Origin of the sequence: Paenibacillus sp. 2KB_20 (genome assembly GCF_052115765.1) — a bacterium.
GTDB lineage: Bacteria > Bacillota > Bacilli > Paenibacillales > Paenibacillaceae > Paenibacillus_AQ.
Window position 1 is genome coordinate 239,214 of sequence record NZ_JBFRHH010000004.1, and the last position, 17,883, is coordinate 257,096.

The 17,883-nt window shown below is 51.6% G+C and carries 14 protein-coding genes; 7 read left to right on the forward strand and 7 right to left on the reverse strand.

What is annotated here, in order from left to right; genetic code table 11:
• Positions 1-60 precede the first annotated feature (60 nt).
• The 7 genes from AB4124_RS13235 (at position 61) to AB4124_RS13265 (ending at position 7,716) form a co-directional block, all read left to right on the forward strand.
• A complete protein-coding gene (locus AB4124_RS13235; protein WP_076323894.1) occupies positions 61-432 on the forward strand; it encodes a CidA/LrgA family protein in 372 nt (123 codons plus the stop codon).
• Positions 429-1,118: a CidB/LrgB family autolysis modulator gene (locus AB4124_RS13240; RefSeq protein WP_076323893.1), complete on the forward strand. Its 690-nt coding sequence runs from the start codon at positions 429-431 to the stop codon at positions 1,116-1,118. Before AB4124_RS13235 ends, AB4124_RS13240 begins: the two co-directional genes overlap by 4 nt.
• Before the next feature lie 270 nt (positions 1,119-1,388).
• Positions 1,389-3,248 (forward strand): LTA synthase family protein, encoded by a 1,860-nt coding sequence (locus AB4124_RS13245; protein ID WP_430109119.1) that lies wholly within the window; start codon positions 1,389-1,391, stop codon positions 3,246-3,248.
• 296 nt (positions 3,249-3,544) lie between these two features.
• Positions 3,545-3,880 carry a hypothetical protein gene (locus AB4124_RS13250; protein ID WP_098749311.1) on the forward strand — a complete coding sequence of 112 codons (336 nt, stop codon included), beginning with the start codon at positions 3,545-3,547 and terminating at the stop codon, positions 3,878-3,880.
• Between the two features lie 56 nt (positions 3,881-3,936).
• Positions 3,937-5,289, forward strand: coding sequence for a hemolysin family protein (locus AB4124_RS13255; RefSeq protein ID WP_339268629.1), 1,353 nt, complete (start codon positions 3,937-3,939; stop codon positions 5,287-5,289).
• Positions 5,290-5,439: 150 nt separating this feature from the next.
• Positions 5,440-7,029 carry a PTS sugar transporter gene (locus AB4124_RS13260; protein WP_441973138.1) on the forward strand — a complete coding sequence of 530 codons (1,590 nt, stop codon included), beginning with the start codon at positions 5,440-5,442 and terminating at the stop codon, positions 7,027-7,029.
• 138 nt (positions 7,030-7,167) lie between these two features.
• A complete protein-coding gene (locus AB4124_RS13265; protein ID WP_441973139.1) occupies positions 7,168-7,716 on the forward strand; it encodes a hypothetical protein in 549 nt (182 codons plus the stop codon).
• A 110-nt stretch (positions 7,717-7,826) separates the two neighbouring features.
• On the opposite strand, the gene AB4124_RS13270 is transcribed toward AB4124_RS13265, so the two are convergent.
• The 7 genes from AB4124_RS13270 to AB4124_RS13300 form a co-directional block, all read right to left on the reverse strand.
• Positions 7,827-8,861 (reverse strand): hypothetical protein, encoded by a 1,035-nt coding sequence (locus AB4124_RS13270; protein WP_430109111.1) that lies wholly within the window; start codon positions 8,859-8,861, stop codon positions 7,827-7,829.
• A 170-nt stretch (positions 8,862-9,031) separates the two neighbouring features.
• Positions 9,032-10,420 carry a class II fumarate hydratase gene (fumC, locus tag AB4124_RS13275; RefSeq protein ID WP_076323886.1) on the reverse strand — a complete coding sequence of 463 codons (1,389 nt, stop codon included), beginning with the start codon at positions 10,418-10,420 and terminating at the stop codon, positions 9,032-9,034.
• A gap of 241 nt (positions 10,421-10,661) precedes the next feature.
• Positions 10,662-11,669 carry a DUF2332 domain-containing protein gene (locus AB4124_RS13280; RefSeq protein WP_441973302.1) on the reverse strand — a complete coding sequence of 336 codons (1,008 nt, stop codon included), beginning with the start codon at positions 11,667-11,669 and terminating at the stop codon, positions 10,662-10,664.
• A 247-nt stretch (positions 11,670-11,916) separates the two neighbouring features.
• Entirely contained in the window at positions 11,917-13,713 is a 1,797-nt protein-coding gene (cydC, locus tag AB4124_RS13285; RefSeq protein ID WP_441973140.1) for a thiol reductant ABC exporter subunit CydC, read from the reverse strand.
• On the reverse strand, positions 13,710-15,476 hold the full coding sequence (cydD, locus tag AB4124_RS13290) for a thiol reductant ABC exporter subunit CydD (RefSeq protein WP_441973141.1): 1,767 nt from the start codon (positions 15,474-15,476) through the stop codon (positions 13,710-13,712). The genes cydC and cydD overlap by 4 nt, the downstream gene beginning before the upstream one ends.
• Positions 15,476-16,492 carry a cytochrome d ubiquinol oxidase subunit II gene (gene cydB, locus AB4124_RS13295; protein ID WP_379410109.1) on the reverse strand — a complete coding sequence of 339 codons (1,017 nt, stop codon included), beginning with the start codon at positions 16,490-16,492 and terminating at the stop codon, positions 15,476-15,478. Before cydB ends, cydD begins: the two co-directional genes overlap by 1 nt.
• On the reverse strand, positions 16,479-17,882 hold the full coding sequence (locus tag AB4124_RS13300) for a cytochrome ubiquinol oxidase subunit I (protein ID WP_441973142.1): 1,404 nt from the start codon (positions 17,880-17,882) through the stop codon (positions 16,479-16,481). Before AB4124_RS13300 ends, cydB begins: the two co-directional genes overlap by 14 nt.
• Position 17,883: the final 1 nt, after the last annotated feature.

Sequence of the window (17,883 nt, forward strand, 5' to 3'; positions counted from 1 at the left end):
TTACCTATGAAAATTATCGTTGTAAAATTTCATTAACAATGAAAATAAAGGAGTCCGGTCATGATCAACATGTTGAAAGGAACACTCCAAGTGGCCGGTTTCATGCTTCTTTCCTTAGGGATGGATCAACTGGCCGCTTGGCTGAATATAGGGATTCCGGGCAGCATTCTCGGAATCGTTGTGTTGTTTATACTTCTCGAAACCAAAGTTCTACGCCTGGAGTGGATTGAGCTTGGCGCCAATTGGCTGCTCGCCGAATTGCTGCTGTTCTTCATCCCTGCAGCGGTCGGCATTATGAAATATTTCCCGATGCTGGAGGCCGAAGGACTCCAGATTCTGGCCGTGGTTTTGTTCAGCACCGTCATTGTGATGGTCAGCTCTGGACTGACTGCCGGCTTCATCTCATCCAGAAAGGAGCGTAAAACACCATGAACATCCTGCTGACCGTCATTCTCGGCTTATTATTGACGATCGGAATTTATGGGGGGACCAAAAGACTGTATCGCCGCCTGCCAAAGGTCTATTTATCGCCGCTCCTGATCACCCCGGTACTGATTGTTGTGATATTGACACAAACAGGGGTATCCTACGAATCATACAATGAAGGAGCGCAGTGGATCAGCAAGCTGCTTGGACCGGCTACAATCGCTTTTGCCGTGCCTTTGTACAAAAACTTCCAAACTCTTAAAAAGCATGCGGCCGAAATTATGCTCAGCGTGCTGACCGGATCGGTACTGGCCATGTTATCCTCTGCAGTTCTTGCTAAATGGATGCACCTGAACAGCTCGCTGGCCACCAGTCTCGTCCCGCGCTCCATAACAACGCCCATTGCCATGAACGTCTCCGAGGTCATCGGGGGCGTGCCGAACATGACCGCCGTCTTCGTTATTATGACCGGGATTCTAGGCTCCATGATCGGACCGGCGGTCATGCGAATCTTCCGGATTCGGGGCGATATTGCACGAGGTGTGCTGTTTGGGACCAGCGCCCATGGAACCGGCACCTCCAAGGCATTCGAATTCAGCTCCCTTTCGGGAACGATCTCCAGCATTTCGATGATCGTCGCTGCTCTCTTCACCCTCGGAACCGCACCGCTGATCATGTCTTTTCTTTATTAATATTTGCTAAGCCCCTGACAAAACCGGTGATGGCCGGTTTTTTCGTTGTCTTTTTTGTGTTGTTATAAGAAACTTATGGACTTACTTTAACTCTTTGACAACCTCCTCCGGAGAGGTCATAATTAGTTCTGTTCATTCATTTTGTAAAATAAATGGTATACAGAATGTATATCAACAGTAAGAATAACGTCTATCGATTCTTAAATAACGAGTGGCCGCTGGAGTTTTCGAAAATAGGGTTACGGCGGCATTGAAAGGAAGGCGATACAGGTGTTCTCCTCCTCACGGTTTCGGTTAACGATTACGAAGCCTTTTATATTTTTCTCTGTCATTATGATGCTCAAAAGCTACCTGGCCTGGATGGTCATTTTTGATGATGTTATGCCATGGAAACCGCTCATTACGGAAATCCCTTTTATTTGGCTTGTGTTCAGCTTAATCGAATGGTTCGCTTCCAAGCGAAAGCTCGCTGCCTATATGAGTGTTAACTTATTGCTAACCGCCATATTCTTTGCGGCCATTATGTATTATAAATATTACGGTGTTATTGTTACGTATCACGCGCTGGAGCAGGTCAACCAGGTAACCGCGGTAAGCAATAGCGTATTCTCCTTGATGGACCCTTACTATCTGTTGATCTTTACGGATATCATCGGTATGTTTTTTCTATTATGGCGCAGTGATCGCGTTAAAAAATGGAAGATTCGGCATGCCAAGAAAGAAAAGCGCAAAATCATTCCTATTGTTTTTGTCGTCTCTTTAATGCTGTGCCTATTCCAGATTATGCCGAACCGCGCAAGCATGAACGAAATTGTGAAGGCGCAGGAGATGGGCATTCTTAATTATGAGGCTTATACGATTTTCCAACAGGAGAACAAAGAGCTCGTGGATGCCAAGGCCATCACGCAGGATAAAGTCAACGAATTGAAGGGTGTCAGGGCGTCTGATCAGGAAGCTGTGCTCTCGGGCGCAGCCAAAGGGAAGAACTTGATCATCATTCAGATGGAGTCCTTCCAGAATTTCCTGCTAGGTTTGAACATTGATGGCAAGGAAATTACGCCAAACTTGAACAAACTCGCTAAAGAGAGCTTATATTTCCCGAACTTCTACCAGAATGTCGGTCAAGGAAATACCTCGGATGCCGAGTTTGTGGTGAATACATCCTTCTACATTCCGCCGCGGGGAGCGGCAACGCAGCATTATGCGGACAGGGTTCTACCCAGCCTGCCGAGGTTATTGCAAGGGGAAGGTTATGATACAGCCACTTTCCACACCAATGTGGTGGAATTCTGGAACCGCGGAGAGCTGTACAAGGCCCTCGGGTTCAACCGTTATTACGATAAAGCGTTCTTCGGTGATGAAGATAAACTGTTCTTCGGTGCCTCGGATGATGCCCTGTATTCCAAAACATCGGCCGAGCTGAAGAAGATGGACGATGCCGATAAACCGTTCTATACCCAAGTCATCTCCATGTCGGCTCACCATCCGTTCACGATTCCCGAAGATAAATATCGGATGACGCTGCCGGAGCGATATGAAGGCACCTTTGTCGGCGACTACATCCGCTCGCAGAATTACGCCGATGATGCGCTGGGTAAGTTCATTGAGCAGCTGAAGAAAGACGGCGTGTGGGATAACAGCCTGGTTGTTCTCTACGGCGACCACCTTGGACTTCCTATATATTCCTTGGACAACAAGGATAAAGAACTCATGCATGAAATTTACGGCCGTGATTATAACTCCGCAGATATGATCAATATCCCGCTTATGATCCATGGAGAAGGCCTTAAGCCGGAAGTGAAGGAGCAAATCGGCGGGCAGATCGACCTCCTGCCGACGGTGGCCAACCTGCTCGGCGTATCGATGGACAATCAGCTTCATTTCGGTCAGGATCTGTTAAACAACACTGATAATAACTTGCTGCCGGAACGATACTACCTTCCTTCCGGTACATTTATCAACAATACGACCCTATACATTCCGGGAATCGGCTTCGAGGATGGAACCAAGCATCCGCTTTCGAACTCGGACGAGAAGAAGACCCAAGCTACCAAAGAAGAATTCGAACGCTCGCTGCAGTTGCTCCATCTGTCGGACAGCTATATCAGACAGCTGCCATACCATAAATAGTTCGTTGCTTAATAGGACAACTCTTTCGGATAATCGGAGGGTTGTCCTTTTTTTTGCTTGGCAGAGAATGCCGGAAATCCTTGATATATAAGGGTTTATACAGCCGAAAGCAACGGTTATTTGACATAGTGGCTTACTTTTTCTTATTATTAATAGCAATATACCTTGTTTTGAACACTGCATTCGTGGTGAAATTACGTACAACAACTTAAATGACTCATACTCATACGCTGACCATTAAGCCATATATTTTTCATGAACAAATCGATTATGAATTGTAGGAGTGACGATCCGACTTGGACCCCATACGAAGGACAAACAGAATTATATGTTCAACACTTGGCCTTCTTCTGATTGCTTCCGTCACGCATGTTCCCCTGGTGGACATCACCGATTCCGCTGCCGCTACGCAGGGATTGGAAGCGTCTGAAGGAACTCTTCCATCGCCAACGCCGGTACCCAAGAGTCCGGAACCTGTTCGGTTGATGCTGGAGTCAAAACGCCATGTGTATCTGCTTTCCTTGCATAACGTTACATCCCGTACCACGGATACCGATATGTTTCTGCTCCTCAAGCACATGATGCTAGACCCTTTAAAATTCCGGTCGAATTATGTTGACAGCCATGCATAGTAAGTGATGGTTATTAAAAAACTAATTCGGATCAGATAAAAAAGGATGTGTTTTGTTTGGATGACAGTATAGGCTTAAATTTATTCTTAGTCGCTGTGCTTATCGCAGCTACCGCTTTTTTCGTTATGACGGAATTTGCTATCATAAGACTTCGTCCCAGCCGAGTAGACCAATTGGTAATGGAAGGGCGTAAAGGCGCGCTTGCCGTCAAAAAGGTAACTTCGAATCTGGATGGATACCTGTCTGCGTGTCAGCTGGGAATTACCATCACGGCACTCGGTCTTGGTTGGCTCGGGGAACCGACCATCGAGAAAATTCTTCACCCGGTGTTTGATAGCTTTTCCATTCCTGCTGCTATCGCATCGCTAATCTCATTTTTGCTTGCATTTATTATCATGACTTATATTCACGTCGTTATCGGTGAACTTGCGCCGAAGACGATTGCTATTAATAAAGCGGAAGCCGTGTCGTTCATCTGTGCGACACCTATTATCTGGTTTAACCGGATCATGTACCCGTTCATCTGGTTGCTGAACGGCTCCGCCAACAAGATCGTTCGTCTGTTCGGCATGCATCCCGCCAGTGAGCACGAAGAAGCTCACTCGGAAGAAGAACTCCGCATGATTCTGAGCGACAGCTATGAGAGCGGAAAGATCAACCAAGCCGAATACGGTTATGTAAGCCGGATTTTTGCTTTTGATGATATGCTTGCCAAGGAGATTATGGTACCTCGTACCGATATGATCTGCCTGTATGTGGATAAGCCGCTTGCCGCCAATCTGCAAATCATCAAGCGCGAGCAGTACACCCGTTTTCCGGTTGTACGCGGTGACAAGGACCAAATCGTCGGTATGGTAAACACCAAGCAGTTCTTCCTGGAGTTCGATGACAATTCCAACATCGACTTGACCAAGCTGATTCATCCGGCCATGACAGTATCCGAAGCGATTCCGATCAAGAAGCTGCTGCGGAAAATGCAGCAGGAAGGCACGCATATGGCCATCCTGATCGATGAATATGGCGGCACTTCCGGGATGATCACCATTGAAGATATTCTGGAGGAGATCGTCGGCGAGATCCGCGACGAATTTGATGAGGATGAAGAACGCGAGCTGACCCAGCCTGAGCCGAACCGCATCATTGCGGATGGCAAGGTATCCATTAACCGGATCAACGACCTGCTTCACACCGATTTGAGCACCGATGACCTGGATACGATCGGCGGCTGGCTGTACGGACATAACTCCGAGCTTGCCAAAGGTGATACATGGAGTTACAGTGACTTGACGTTTACCGTCATCGAGAAGAAGACTCACCGCTACACGAAGCTGCAAATCGTTAAAGAAACGGCCGAATCAGCAGCGGAAGAAGCAGCTGCCGTCGCGGCTGCAAGCGAAAACAACGAATAGATAATAGATAGCCAAGCCGCCATGCAGCCATTACCGGGTTATGCATGGCGGTTTTTTATATGCGGGAATGATATTTTAGCACTTTAACAAGTTATAACTCTGCTGTAATATAGAATAATCTAATTCCATACATATAGGGGGCAGCAAGCCATGAATCGTCAAATCGCTATTATCGGAAGCAGCGGCGGCAATCTGTACAATCTCGGCGGCAAAGACCCGCTCAAGCTGCTGGATGAAATATTGATGCAGCTTGAGAGCGCAGGCCTATCCTGTGGGGCACTGCAGTTTATTGCTGCCCAGGTCTCCATGGATGCAGCCAAGGATACAACGCCTGCCATTCTTTACAGCTGGAGCATCTCTCAAGGGGAGCCGGTCGTTATCGCCGAGGGTACGCTACAGCAGGTCAATCAAGCGGCTGAACGGCTGGACCTAGAGATTGCAGAGCAGATTGAACTCGGCGAAATCGACGGCATCATCGTTATGAGTGCCGACCCTGAGGGCAGCAACCGGCACGCCATTGAGGCTGCTGCCAAGTTCCGTCTTCCCGTGACCGGTACCGGCGGAACTTCCATGGCCATCATACAAACCAAAGGCGCGCATGTCATCGCCGCCTCGGGCACAACCGGGACCACCAACCGAACCCGTGCGGTCACCTTCGTCACTTCCCTCAGCAAGCATTGGCGGCTTACGTACCGGCCGGTCATCGGAAATGCAACCGCGAACCTTCACGGGACTTCCGGGAGCTCGTCGCCATGGCGGCGCATCAATATTCGCGGCATTATGATGGCATCCCTCCCCGGTTTCATCGGAATGGCCCTGATCCTCGCGGTCAGCAAGATCCCGGGGTTATCCTCGCTGACCGAGGTGTTTGATCTATTGATTAAGGCGCTGCCGGTCATCGTCGCTGTCATTGCAGCCAAACAGGTATCCGAACTGGACGAGGTATCCATCGTGGCAGGCATCGTGGCAGGTGTCCTTTCCGTCGAAGGGGGCATTATCGGAGGCATCATTGGCGGAATTGGCGCAGGTATCATCGTCCATTACATATTCCGTCAATGCGTGGAATGGCGTTTCCCTGCAACCACGGTCAACATTGTAGCAGGCGGTATATCGGGTCTGATTGCCGGGTTGCTGGTTTACTTCCTCATTGCGCCGATTGCGCTGAGTGCAGGGCAAGGCATTCGCTTCCTGATCGAAACCCTTGTCTCCTGGAGCCCGGCCATAGCCGGATTGATTGCAGGCCTGCTGATCTGGCCCGCGATCATTGGCGGCGTCTATCATGCGGCCATCCTGCCGATAGTACTGCTTGAGATGGAGACGACAAGCAACAGCTTCCTCGGCGCGGTCGATATGGTCGGTCTGGTGATGGTGTCCGCAGGAATCACGCTGGCCAACATTATCGCCCCACGGGATAAGGGAGAAGCGGCCGTAGCGGCTCCCGGGTTTGCCATCAATATGGGTTTTGGCACTTTCGTTGAAGCTGCCTATCCCTTCATGTTTTCAAACAAACTTGTGTTTGCTGGGGCAATTGCTTCCGCAGGTCTTGGCGGCATGCTCGTCGGTTTATTCGGCGTTCGGGGAACTGCCTACGTGCCTTCCTTCATTGGTCCCATCACATCAAATAACACCGTTGGCTTCCTGATCTCCATGGCAGCAAGCATGCTCTGCTCTTTCCTTATTACATTCTTCGTAAACAAACTATCCGGTTATCGGGATGCGAAGAACACAATGAGTATGTAGTGAGTTTGTAGTACATGGTCAATTACAATATGCAGGATTTTAGCTAACCATTTAGTCTCAAAAGGAGTTTATATAATAGATAGGTTCCTAGTTAGATGCCTATACACAATCGAAAAGCGGAAGGAGGTTATCAAAATCGTGAAATTCAGAAGCCTATCGCTGTTTGCGCTGACAAGTGTCCTGCTAGCCGCTTCGCTAATCTGGAACAGCGAACAAGCAGCCGCTAACGATGCGGAAGACTATTCCGTGATGGCGGCAGGCACGCCCATAACGGACGTTCTTGTTCACAAAGGCAAAGCGTACGTTCCCCTCAAGTCCTTATCCGATGCAATGGGGTATGAGATTTCCTATACGCTGAAGCAGGAGTTGGACAACTTTCATCAATATGACTTAAAGGCTGCGAACAGTCCCGCGGTATCGATATGGGGCAACGACAAGTGGGGATATACGATCGTTCGGCGGGCAACGCAAGAGATGAGCGTAAACGATATCGACATTTACAAGCCAGCCAAGCTATGTCCTGAAGAATCGGACCATTGCAAGCTCGATGAACGTAAGTACGAAGGACCCCTCTTCATAAAGAAAACCCTCTACGTACCTGTCCGAGACATGGCCACAGCCTTGAATCTGAAGCTGACCGTGACGCAAACCCAGAAAGGGCGCAGCATTCATCTATCCAAGCGCTAAAGCTCCCATTCATCTGCTCCCCTAACGAATACTACTTAAAAAAAGCCAGGCAGAGTCACAAACTCTGCCTGGCTTTTAATCGAATAGAAGCAATCCAGCCTTCAAATTCTTCATTCCAGTTCTCTGATCTCTATGTCATCCGCGGACGTGATTTTCGAAATATCAAACTCTCTGAAACTATGGGTGCTCTCTTTCCCATTCATATCAAAATCCTGCTCGATCTTTTTCACACGGTCCGGCGTCTTCAAATCCGCCCCATAATATTCAATGTGAAGGTCCGTCTCCCCCTGTACCGTAACCGATGGCAGCCGCCGAATCAGCTCCAGCACCCGTTCCTTCTCTTGCGCCTGATTGTCTGCCGTCAAATCCGCGAACACGATTAAACTGATATTCTGACTGACATTTCCGTCGGCATTTGCGAGTTGGTTATAATCACGCTCAACCGTGTCTAAATCCGAGTTGACATAAGCATCCGCAAACGCCTGGTCCGGATAAAGCTCTGCCAGCAGCGGTTTCAACTGGTCTCTCAGCTGTTTTCCCCAAAGCAAATTCAAATATGTATCATCCGATATGACTGGAGGGCTGGCATCATTGCTGCTAATCGTGAATTCCAGTTCAGGGGACTGTACCGGATGGGCTCTCAGATTGTATGTGCCGATGGCCCAGGTATAGTTCACGTCCGTTACTTTAAAGGGTTCGTTGTACTTCTGTTCCAAATAGGACTCTGTCGCTTCCTGGACCTCTCGTTTCTCGGCGGCCGTCTTCATAAACGGAGCAGATCCCCAAGTATACCCCGCGTGTATGGACCCGGCGAACAGGGCAAGTCCGATCGCCGTCCGCACGACGATTTTCCACGGAGAGGAGAGTTGGCGCCTCCGCTTCTCATCGAACATCGGTTTCTTGGGTGATCGATAGTTGAAGTAAATAACCGGTATAATCAGACCTATAATATGAATCCCAATGGCGATCGGACCCAGAATCAGGCCCAAAAATCCTAATGTCATGAAAAAAATAAACAAAGCCGCTCCCTGAAGCGCTATAAGCAGCGTTCCGCCTATAATCATGCCCGGCGTCCCGATATAAAACATCCCGAGCCCAGTGCAGATCAGAGAGAGCAGCGTGGCAATCCATTGATGTTTCTTCAAGTTATCATCCGTCCTTCATGCTAATGGTTTGTAAATCATGGTCAGATCCTGACACACCCTATTATAACCGCTGTGGAGCTTGGAAAAAACCAAAACCCATTTCACGGTGGTGAAATGGGCTGGAGGTTCAACCGAGGTCTGTTTTCCGATCAAGCTCTAAACATCAGACCCTACTCCTTCGGATGGATCATTTCTTCCGGACGAACGATCCGATCAAAATCCTCTCCGGTGAGCAAACCGCTTGCCAGAGCCGCTTCACGAAGTGTTGTCCCTTCTTTATGCGCTTTTTTCGCGATGGCCGCGGCATTCTCATATCCGATATGCGGGTTCAGCGCCGTCACCAGCATCAGCGACCGCTCCATGTTCGCACGGAGAACGTCAAGGTTGGCTTCGATGCCGACCGCGCAATTCTGGTCGAACGAATCCATGGCATCCGACAGCAGGCGTACGGACTGCAGGAAGTTATAGATGATGACCGGTTTGAAAACGTTTAGCTCAAAATTTCCCTGGCTTGCTGCAAAACCGATCGTTGCATCGTTGCCCATCACTTGGCAGACTACCATCGTCAGTGCCTCGCTCTGGGTTGGGTTCACTTTCCCCGGCATGATGGAGCTTCCCGGTTCGTTAGCAGGGATCGAAATCTCGCCAATCCCGGAACGGGGGCCGCTTGCCAGCCAGCGAACGTCGTTCGCGATTTTCATCAGATCAGCAGCCAGCGCCTTTAGCGCCCCATGGGCAAATACAATCTCGTCATGGCTGGTCAGCGAATGGAACTTGTTGCTAGCGGACGTGTAGCTTTTTCCGATCTGCATGCTGATTTCGGCAGCCGTCATTTCTCCGAATTTCGGATGAGCGTTTATGCCGGTCCCGACGGCAGTACCGCCAATAGCCAGCTCACGCAGCGGTTCTACGGCGGAAGCCAGCATCAATTCACACTTCTCCAGCATCCGATGCCAGCCACTGATTTCCTGTCCGAGGGTCAGCGGCGTTGCATCCTGAAGATGCGTGCGGCCGATTTTGATCAGGTCCTTATATTCATCGCTTTTCTTCTCCAGCGTTTTCTTTAAGCGGCGCAGTGCCGGCAGCACATGATCTTCAACAGCCACGACCGCGGCCATGTGCATCGCTGTCGGAAACGTATCGTTAGAGCTTTGGGATTTGTTAACGTCGTCGTTGGGATGAACGCGCAGGGCGCTGTCTTTTTGCTCAAGCAGTTGATTCGCACGGTTCGCAATGACTTCGTTCACGTTCATATTGGACTGTGTGCCGCTGCCGGTCTGCCAAACCACCAGCGGAAAGTGCTCATCCCACTTGCCGGCCACAATCTCGTCGGCGGCGGTCGTAATCGCATCCACTTTGTCTGCATCCAGCTTACCGAGCTTGCCATTCACAATGGCCGCGCTCTTCTTCAATATCGCAAATGCCCGAATGATTTCCTTCGGCATCGTTTCGGTTCCAATCCGGAAATTCTCGGAACTGCGCTGTGTCTGTGCTGCCCATAGCTTATCCGCAGGCACTTTAACCTCACCCAGGGTATCCTTCTCAATACGATAATCCATCCCAACTTCCTCCTTTGGCTTCCTTGAATTTAAGCGCTTAATATTCCATCTCCCCTATTATGACATAGACTTGCCCTAGAAAAAAACAGACGGGATGAACAGCTTTGTCTTCCTGGCTTAAAGCGCTGGCTCGGCTGCCTTCTTGGCTCGCTTACTCACCGTCACCTCATATGAAACAACGCGGTTGTCGAACAATTCGCTGCCGCTTCTTCAATCACACGCTAACGGTAATATTCCCGCCTTACAACCACTCAAACCAGCGCGCATGCCCATCCGTCCGTGCCACCGTAAACTGGCTCGGCACACCTCCGAGAATATAATCGGCATGGAGATGCTCATCCTCCATATTGTTGTAGACATGCACGATATCGCGAACGCTTCCGATTTCATTTAAGTGATGCAGCAGTTTTTGCTTGGACGCCTCCGGAATCTGATTAGCCACATGCGTATGAAATACGCAAATGACGGCCTCCTCCGGGATGCCCCTCACGATTTCGGGAAGCAGCGCGGTCCCATCCCCTTCCCGGAACTGTATCCCGGTCTGCTGCTTCAGCACCTCCGCCACATGCTCCAGCATGGATACCCTGTCGTGATTACCCGGCCAGATTAAAGACCGCAGCCACAACAAATGCTCCGGGTTTCGCACGTCATTCACATGCAGATCGATCCCCATCCGATAGACGACCGGGGGACTGGAAGCCAGCAGGAACGGCGTGCGGCTCCCCCTGATCGCCGATGTGATATGAACCTTTGACCCCGCAAGGCCGTAACTCTCCGCGTCCCCATAGGAATAGCTGTATTGATCCCACAGCAGCTGCAATCCGGCACTAGTTCCAAGCTCCACCAAGGCAAGCGGCTTACGGACCTTGTCATAGATCGAGCAGAACACCGGATACAAATACGCACAGCGGCGGACTTCGTTCGTTTGTACCCGTTTACTCTCCAGTATCCCGATAATGTCTGCCTGATGCTTCAGCACAAATGAACGAAAATGGGGATAACAAGAGCTCATTTCCTTCGGATGTTCCACAAGGCCGGGGTAATACACCCTCAGCTCTGGTCCCTCACCCTGGAGCAGCAAATATTGAACTGCCCCAAACAGCATATTGGGTACAGGCTGGCCTGCAGGAACAAACGTTGCGACTTGCAGCACCTCTTCATCATCGGCTATATGGCGCGACAAATACTCATAGAACACACTGGAGCCCGGACATTCCCGCTCAGCAAAATGACGAAACACGTTGACCATCCGTTTATGAGCCACCTTACATCACACCCCTAAAATTGTAATTAACCTTTACCTTGCTTAAGGCTAATGTTACATCTTTCCAAGATGCGCGTGGATTTGGATCTTTTATCAGGCTCATTAAGAAAAATAAGATGGAGACAAAAAAAAGAACCGATCCTAAATGAACTGCACCCCAATCGTTAGGTCATGTCTAACAATAAGGGGCACTTCAAAAGGGCGGTTCTTCTACTAAGGATGCTGTTGTTGTCTAGACTGCCGGACGATCTAATAGATACAAGTTCCGATACCGCGGGTAGCGCTCCATCAGCTCATCGTGGGTACCCCGCATAACGATTTGGCCGTCTTCCATGAATAGGATTTCATCCATGCGCTCAACGCCCACCAGATGATGCGTTACCCAGATCAGCGTCCGGTCCTGTAGACTGGCGAACATGGTGGATAACAGTTCCCGCTCGGTTTTGGGATCCAGCCCGACCGTCGGTTCATCCAGAATGACAACAGGCGTCTTCTGCAGCAGGATTCGGGCCAAAGCCACGCGCTGGCGCTCTCCCCCGGAGAAACGCTGTCCGGCTTCCTGCATACGGGTGCGGAGACCCTCCGGAAGGGAGGCCACCAACGGTTCTAGCCGTGCCAAAGCAACCGCGTCCCGTATTTCCGCTTCCGTAGCATCCGGCTGTCCGAGCCGGATGTTGTTTGCTAGCGTCGTATCGAACAAGTGCGGACTCTGATTCAATACCGAAATTACAGAAGATATCTCATCGCCAAACCGCGCAGCATCCACTCCGCCTAGGGTAAGACTTCCCCCCGAAGGTGCCAGCACGCCCTGGATCAGCTGCAGCAGGGTGGATTTACCGGCACCGGAACGCCCTATAATGGCTACCTTGGCCCCAGGAGGAATATCCAGGGATACATCCGTTAATGTAGACCCTTCCCTATTCGCACCGGATCGTTCCAGCCCGGATTCGCCGCCTGCTGCCTGATCATAACGGAAGCTGACGCCATCCGCCTTCACATGGACACCGCTGCTTATGATGGATTGGATCTCTCCCTTATTCAGCTGTTGCTCCCGGTTCTGCTCCCCTTCAGATGTTTCTGCGCTTTCTATCGCCTGAAGTCTCGCGACCGATTGGCCGTACTGCGGAATCCGCTCCACGGCTTCGGATACCGGCAGGAATGCGTCCATTAACGGGAATACAACCAGAACCAAAGCCGCGATCAGCGTAACATCGATCGAGCCGTCCGCATACTGTCGTCCTGACCAATACACCATTGATACCACCGTCACGGCAACCACGCATTGACCGATAAAAGCCCGAAGACGCGACCAGCGCTTAAGGGAGCGGTCGGTCCGGTCGACCTCGGCTTCATCCGCCTCATAACCGGTCAGGAACTCCGTCTGCCGGCCGCTGACATACCATTCATGAATACCCAGTACCGCGTCGGTTAGCTTCTGGTAGAGGTTGCTGCGGGCCTGCTTCATCTCCCGGTTCTTCCGTTTGGTGAGCAGCAGGGAAACCAGCGGCAGCACCAGAATCAGCACCGCTACATATAACGCGAGCAGAAGGGCAAATGCCGGGTCAAACAGGCCGACAGCCAGAATAACCCCCGCGTATAACACAAGCGCTACAATCGATGGAAAAACCGTTCGAATATAGACGTCCTGCAAATACTCGATATCATCAGAGAGCACGCCCAGCAGATCCCCGGTGCGGTACCGGGAGGACAAACGAAGGGCTTGCGGTTCCAGAATGCGGTACAGCCGCAGACGCATCTGGGACAGGATGCGAAGAATCGTGTCATGTCCCACCAGGCGCTCCACGTAATGGATGACCGCGCGTCCGATGCCGAAGGTCCGAACCCCTACGGTCGGCACGTATACCATCAGGATGTTTTCCGGTCGCAGGGCGGACTTGGAGATCAAATACCCGGATGTGAACATCAGCATCCCGGCGAACAGGATCGTGAGCACGCCAAGCATCACAATCAGCAAAAAGCGCCAGAAGTTTGCCGTTACGTAAGGCCGAAACCACGATTCCTGCTTCATTGTACTCCCTCCATCTGCGATGTAATTAATCCATAATAGACACCTTGCCGAGCGATAAGCTCCTCATGGGTTCCCGTCTCCACCACCCGCCCCTGATGCAGAACGAGGATGTAATCCATATCCTGCATCCAGTGCAGCCTGTGCGTCGCGAGGAATACCCACTTATCTTGAAAAAGAGACAGCATCGTCTCCTTCAACTCGTATTCCGTCTCGATATCCAAATGGGCCGTCGGCTCATCCAGCAGCAGAACCTGTCGGCCGCCGAGCAGCGCTCTGGCTAAGGCTACACGCTGGGCCTGGCCACCGCTTAAAGTGCGTCCGCCGCCGCCGATCATCTCCGCAAGTCCGCCCGGCAAGCTCTTCACCAGATCCGATAGACCCGCAGCTTCGACCGCGGCTTCTACTTGCGCTGTTGATGCCTCCGGTGCATAGAAGCGCACATTATCCGCCAAGGTAGCACCGAATAAATACGGCTGCTGCGGCATATAGGTGACCTCGGTCCGCCATGCCTGCCGGTTCCTGTCCCCCAGCTTCACGCCGTTCAGCTCCATCACGCCGGACGTTGGTGCCAAGAATCCCCCTAATAGCTCGATGAGCGTAGATTTGCCGGCCCCGCTCTCCCCGACGATGCCGATCTTGCGCTGACCCGGTATCCGGAAGCTGACATTCTCCAAGGAAGCCGGCCCCAACTCTTCGTGCCTGAGGCCGATACCGGACAGCTCCAGGACGCTGTGATTATCCCACTGGAATTGCGGCTGCGGCGAATTGGGCTCAGACAAATTATCTTTAATTTTAAATGTTATATCGCAAGAACGCCCTTTCCGGGCCTCCTGAATCATGGATTGCATCGCTTCCCCTGCCTGCTTACCGTCCAGCGTGGCATGAAAGTCCGCCCCGACCATGCGCACCGGCAGGAAATACTCCGGTGCCAGGATCAGGATAAGCAGCGCGGGCAGCAGCTCCAGGCTGCCGTTAATGAGGCGTAAGCCTAAGTTTACCGCAACAGATGCCACGGACAGCATCGTAAAGAAATCCAGCGCGAAGGACGACAGAAACGCCACGCGCAGCGTCCGCATAGTAGCTGCTCGATATCCCTCGCTGACTTGCTGTATGCTCTCGCTGTGCTTGCGGCTCTGTCCCAGAAACTTCAGGGTAGTCAGACCTCTCAGCGAATCTACAAAATGATTAGACAGCATCCGGTAAGAATCCAGCTGCCGCTCGGTCTGCTTTCTCGCGGCAAGCCCCACGAGGATGAGAAATACGATCAGGATCGGCATGGTCACCAGCAGAATAATGCCCGAAATCCGGTCCGTCATGAACACGTACAGCCATACCAGAGCCGGGGTAATGCTCGCCCCCATCATGCGCGGTATGGTCAGCTCCGCATATTTGCGGAACTTGCCGATGCCCTCCAGCACAAGCGTAACCACATTGCCTGTTCCTTCCGACCGGACAAAGGACGGCCCCTTCCGAAACAGCTCATCCAGCAGCTGCTTCCTCAGGCTCGTGCCCGTCTCCTCGGCAAAGCGCTGTGCGATTCCTTGCTGCACGGCTGAGATGCCGTGGCGTGCCAGAAATGCAAGCAGGAACAAGGCAATGGTCTCCCCCTGCTCCTGCAGCGTTGATCCGGCAAACAAGGCGGATATGGCTTCCGCCAGCCACTTGGCTTGCAGGAGGATGGCCATGCTCTGTGCCAGGGTACATACGGCGACAAGGAAGAATACCGTCTTGGCGCCTTTGTATCCTAGCAGATCTTTTCCCATCAGTACTCCAGATGCTCCTTCTCATGTACCCGTTTGTGGAAAACGAAGTAACTCCAAATTTGATAGCCCAATACGAATGGCAGCAGCGTTACCGCCACAATCGTCATAATCTTGAGAGAATACGGTCCGGAGGCCGCATTATAAATAGTCAGGTCAAATGCCGAATTGATGGAACTGACCATCACGCGCGGGAACAAGCCCACGAACACGGACGTTACCAGCAGAGCGATAACCGCCCCGGTCATCCCGAAAGCCCAGCCGTCCCGCTTGATGTTCATGAAATATCCGCCCAGTAAGAATGCGAGCAGAGCCAGCACCAGCAGCACGGTTAACACCACGCCACGCTTCTCGAAGACATCGGTCATGAAATACGTCATCACCCCGAATGCCACGAACAGGGCTGCTACGGGAAGCAGGAGTCTCCGGGCCATACGGCGGGCCCGTTCCTGAAGATCCCCCATCGTGCGCAGTGTTGTGAACATTAAGCCATGCAGCAGGCAGAGCATCACCATCGTCAGCCCGCCAACCACAGTATAGCCATTCACAACATCAAACAATCCGGCATGCAGCTGCATCTCTTCGTTAATCGGGAGCCCCTGGATCAGGCAGGCAAAAACAACGCCAAGCAGGAATGGCGGAAGCACGCTGCCGGTGAAGATTGCACCGTCCCACACCCGTTTCCAGCGAACATCGCCCACCTTGCCGCGGAATTCAAAGGCCACCCCGCGTCCGATCAAGGCCAGCAGAAGAAAGACAAGCGGAATGTAGAAGCCGCTGAACAGCGTAGCATACCAGTTCGGGAAGGCGGCGAACATCGCGCCGCCCGCCGTCAGCAACCAGACCTCGTTGGCATCCCAGAACGGGCCGATCGAGTTGATCAGCACCCGGCGCTGGGTATCATTTTTGGCCAGCAGCTGCGTGGACATCCCGACCCCGAAGTCGAAGCCCTCCAAGAAGAAGAACCCGATAAACAATACGGCAACGAGCACAAACCACAGTTCGTTAAGAGACAGCATTGTAGCCCTCCTTATTAAACGGATCGCTTGCGTGGTGGTCATCTTCCTCCGCCGCATACGGTCCTTTCTTAATGACTTTAATAAATAGATACGCCATGACGGCTGCCAGCACCGCATAAATGGCGGTAAACATAATCAGCGAGAACAGAATCGAGCCTGCGCTGACGTTCGGTGAAACACTGTTCTCCGTGGTGATCAGTCCGAATACCGTCCACGGCTGCCGCCCGATCTCCGTCATAATCCACCCCGACGTGTTTGCAATGAACGGAAGTGAAATACCGAACAGCATCAGTCTGAAGAACCATTTACCGGCCTTCTCGACCTTTTTGCGCAGCATGAGCCATGCTCCGTACAACCCCAGCAGAATCATGATGCTGCCTGCGGCCACCATAATCCGGAAGCTCCAGAACGTAGTGCGCACAGGAGGGATATAATCTCCAGGTCCATACTGCTGTTCGTATTGCGCCTGCAGTTCCTTCATCCCGATGACTTCACCGGAAAACTTGCTATAGGACAAAAAGCTGAGCAAATACGGGATTTTAAACTCCATCGTGTTCTCCTGCTTATCCGGATCGATGGCTGCAATGACCGTCCAAGGCGCAGGATCGTCACTCGTTTCCCATAGGCTCTCCGCAGCAGCCATCTTCATCGGCTGCGTATCCACCAGATACTGTGCTTGCTGGTGACCGAACACCGCAACCAGAATGGAGGTGATGAGACCAATCACGATGGCGATATGGAATGATTTCTTAAAGAAATCCAAATCTTGCTTCTTCATTAGCTTGTAGGCACTCACACCCGCTACGAGGAACGCCCCGGTTGCCAGTGCCCCAAAGATTGTATGCGGGAACTCTACCAACAACTGACCGTTCGTAATCAGTGCGAAGAAATCATTCATCTCCGCTCGCCCGTTGTTCATCTCGAACCCAACGGGACGCTGCATGAACGAATTCGCTGCCAGAATCCAAAAGGCGGACATCAGGGTGCCAAAGGACACCAGCCAGATACTGAGCAGATGGACCTTCTTCGATAACCGATCCCAACCGAATATCCATAGTCCGATAAACGTCGACTCGAGGAAAAACGCCAGCAGTGCTTCGATGGCAAGTGGTGCGCCAAACACGTCCCCGACAAACCGCGAGTAATCCGACCAGTTCATGCCGAACTGGAATTCCTGCAGAATCCCTGTCACAACCCCGACCGCAAAGTTAATCAGGAACAGCTTTCCCCAGAACTTAGCCATTTTCTTGTAGACTTCCTGGCCTTTGACAACATACATCGTCTCCATGATGGCAATCAGAAACGCCAATCCGATGGACAACGGTACGAAAATAAAGTGAAAAATGGTTGTCGATGCGAATTGAATTCGCGCCAGCATAACCGGATCCATA

What these genes read in the sequence shown, in the direction of transcription:
- AB4124_RS13260 (WP_441973138.1), top strand. Translation starts at nt 5,440, where the DNA reads ATGAATCGTCAAATCGCTATTATCGGAAGCAGCGGCGGCAATCTGTAC.
- AB4124_RS13300 (WP_441973142.1), bottom strand. Translation starts at nt 17,882, where the DNA reads ATGGATCCGGTTATGCTGGCGCGAATTCAATTCGCATCGACAACCATT.
- AB4124_RS13240 (WP_076323893.1), top strand. Translation starts at nt 429, where the DNA reads ATGAACATCCTGCTGACCGTCATTCTCGGCTTATTATTGACGATCGGA.
- AB4124_RS13235 (WP_076323894.1), top strand. Translation starts at nt 61, where the DNA reads ATGATCAACATGTTGAAAGGAACACTCCAAGTGGCCGGTTTCATGCTT.
- fumC (WP_076323886.1), bottom strand. Translation starts at nt 10,420, where the DNA reads ATGGATTATCGTATTGAGAAGGATACCCTGGGTGAGGTTAAAGTGCCT.
- AB4124_RS13280 (WP_441973302.1), bottom strand. Translation starts at nt 11,669, where the DNA reads ATGGTCAACGTGTTTCGTCATTTTGCTGAGCGGGAATGTCCGGGCTCC.
- cydB (WP_379410109.1), bottom strand. Translation starts at nt 16,492, where the DNA reads ATGCTGTCTCTTAACGAACTGTGGTTTGTGCTCGTTGCCGTATTGTTT.
- cydD (WP_441973141.1), bottom strand. Translation starts at nt 15,476, where the DNA reads ATGGGAAAAGATCTGCTAGGATACAAAGGCGCCAAGACGGTATTCTTC.
- cydC (WP_441973140.1), bottom strand. Translation starts at nt 13,713, where the DNA reads ATGAAGCAGGAATCGTGGTTTCGGCCTTACGTAACGGCAAACTTCTGG.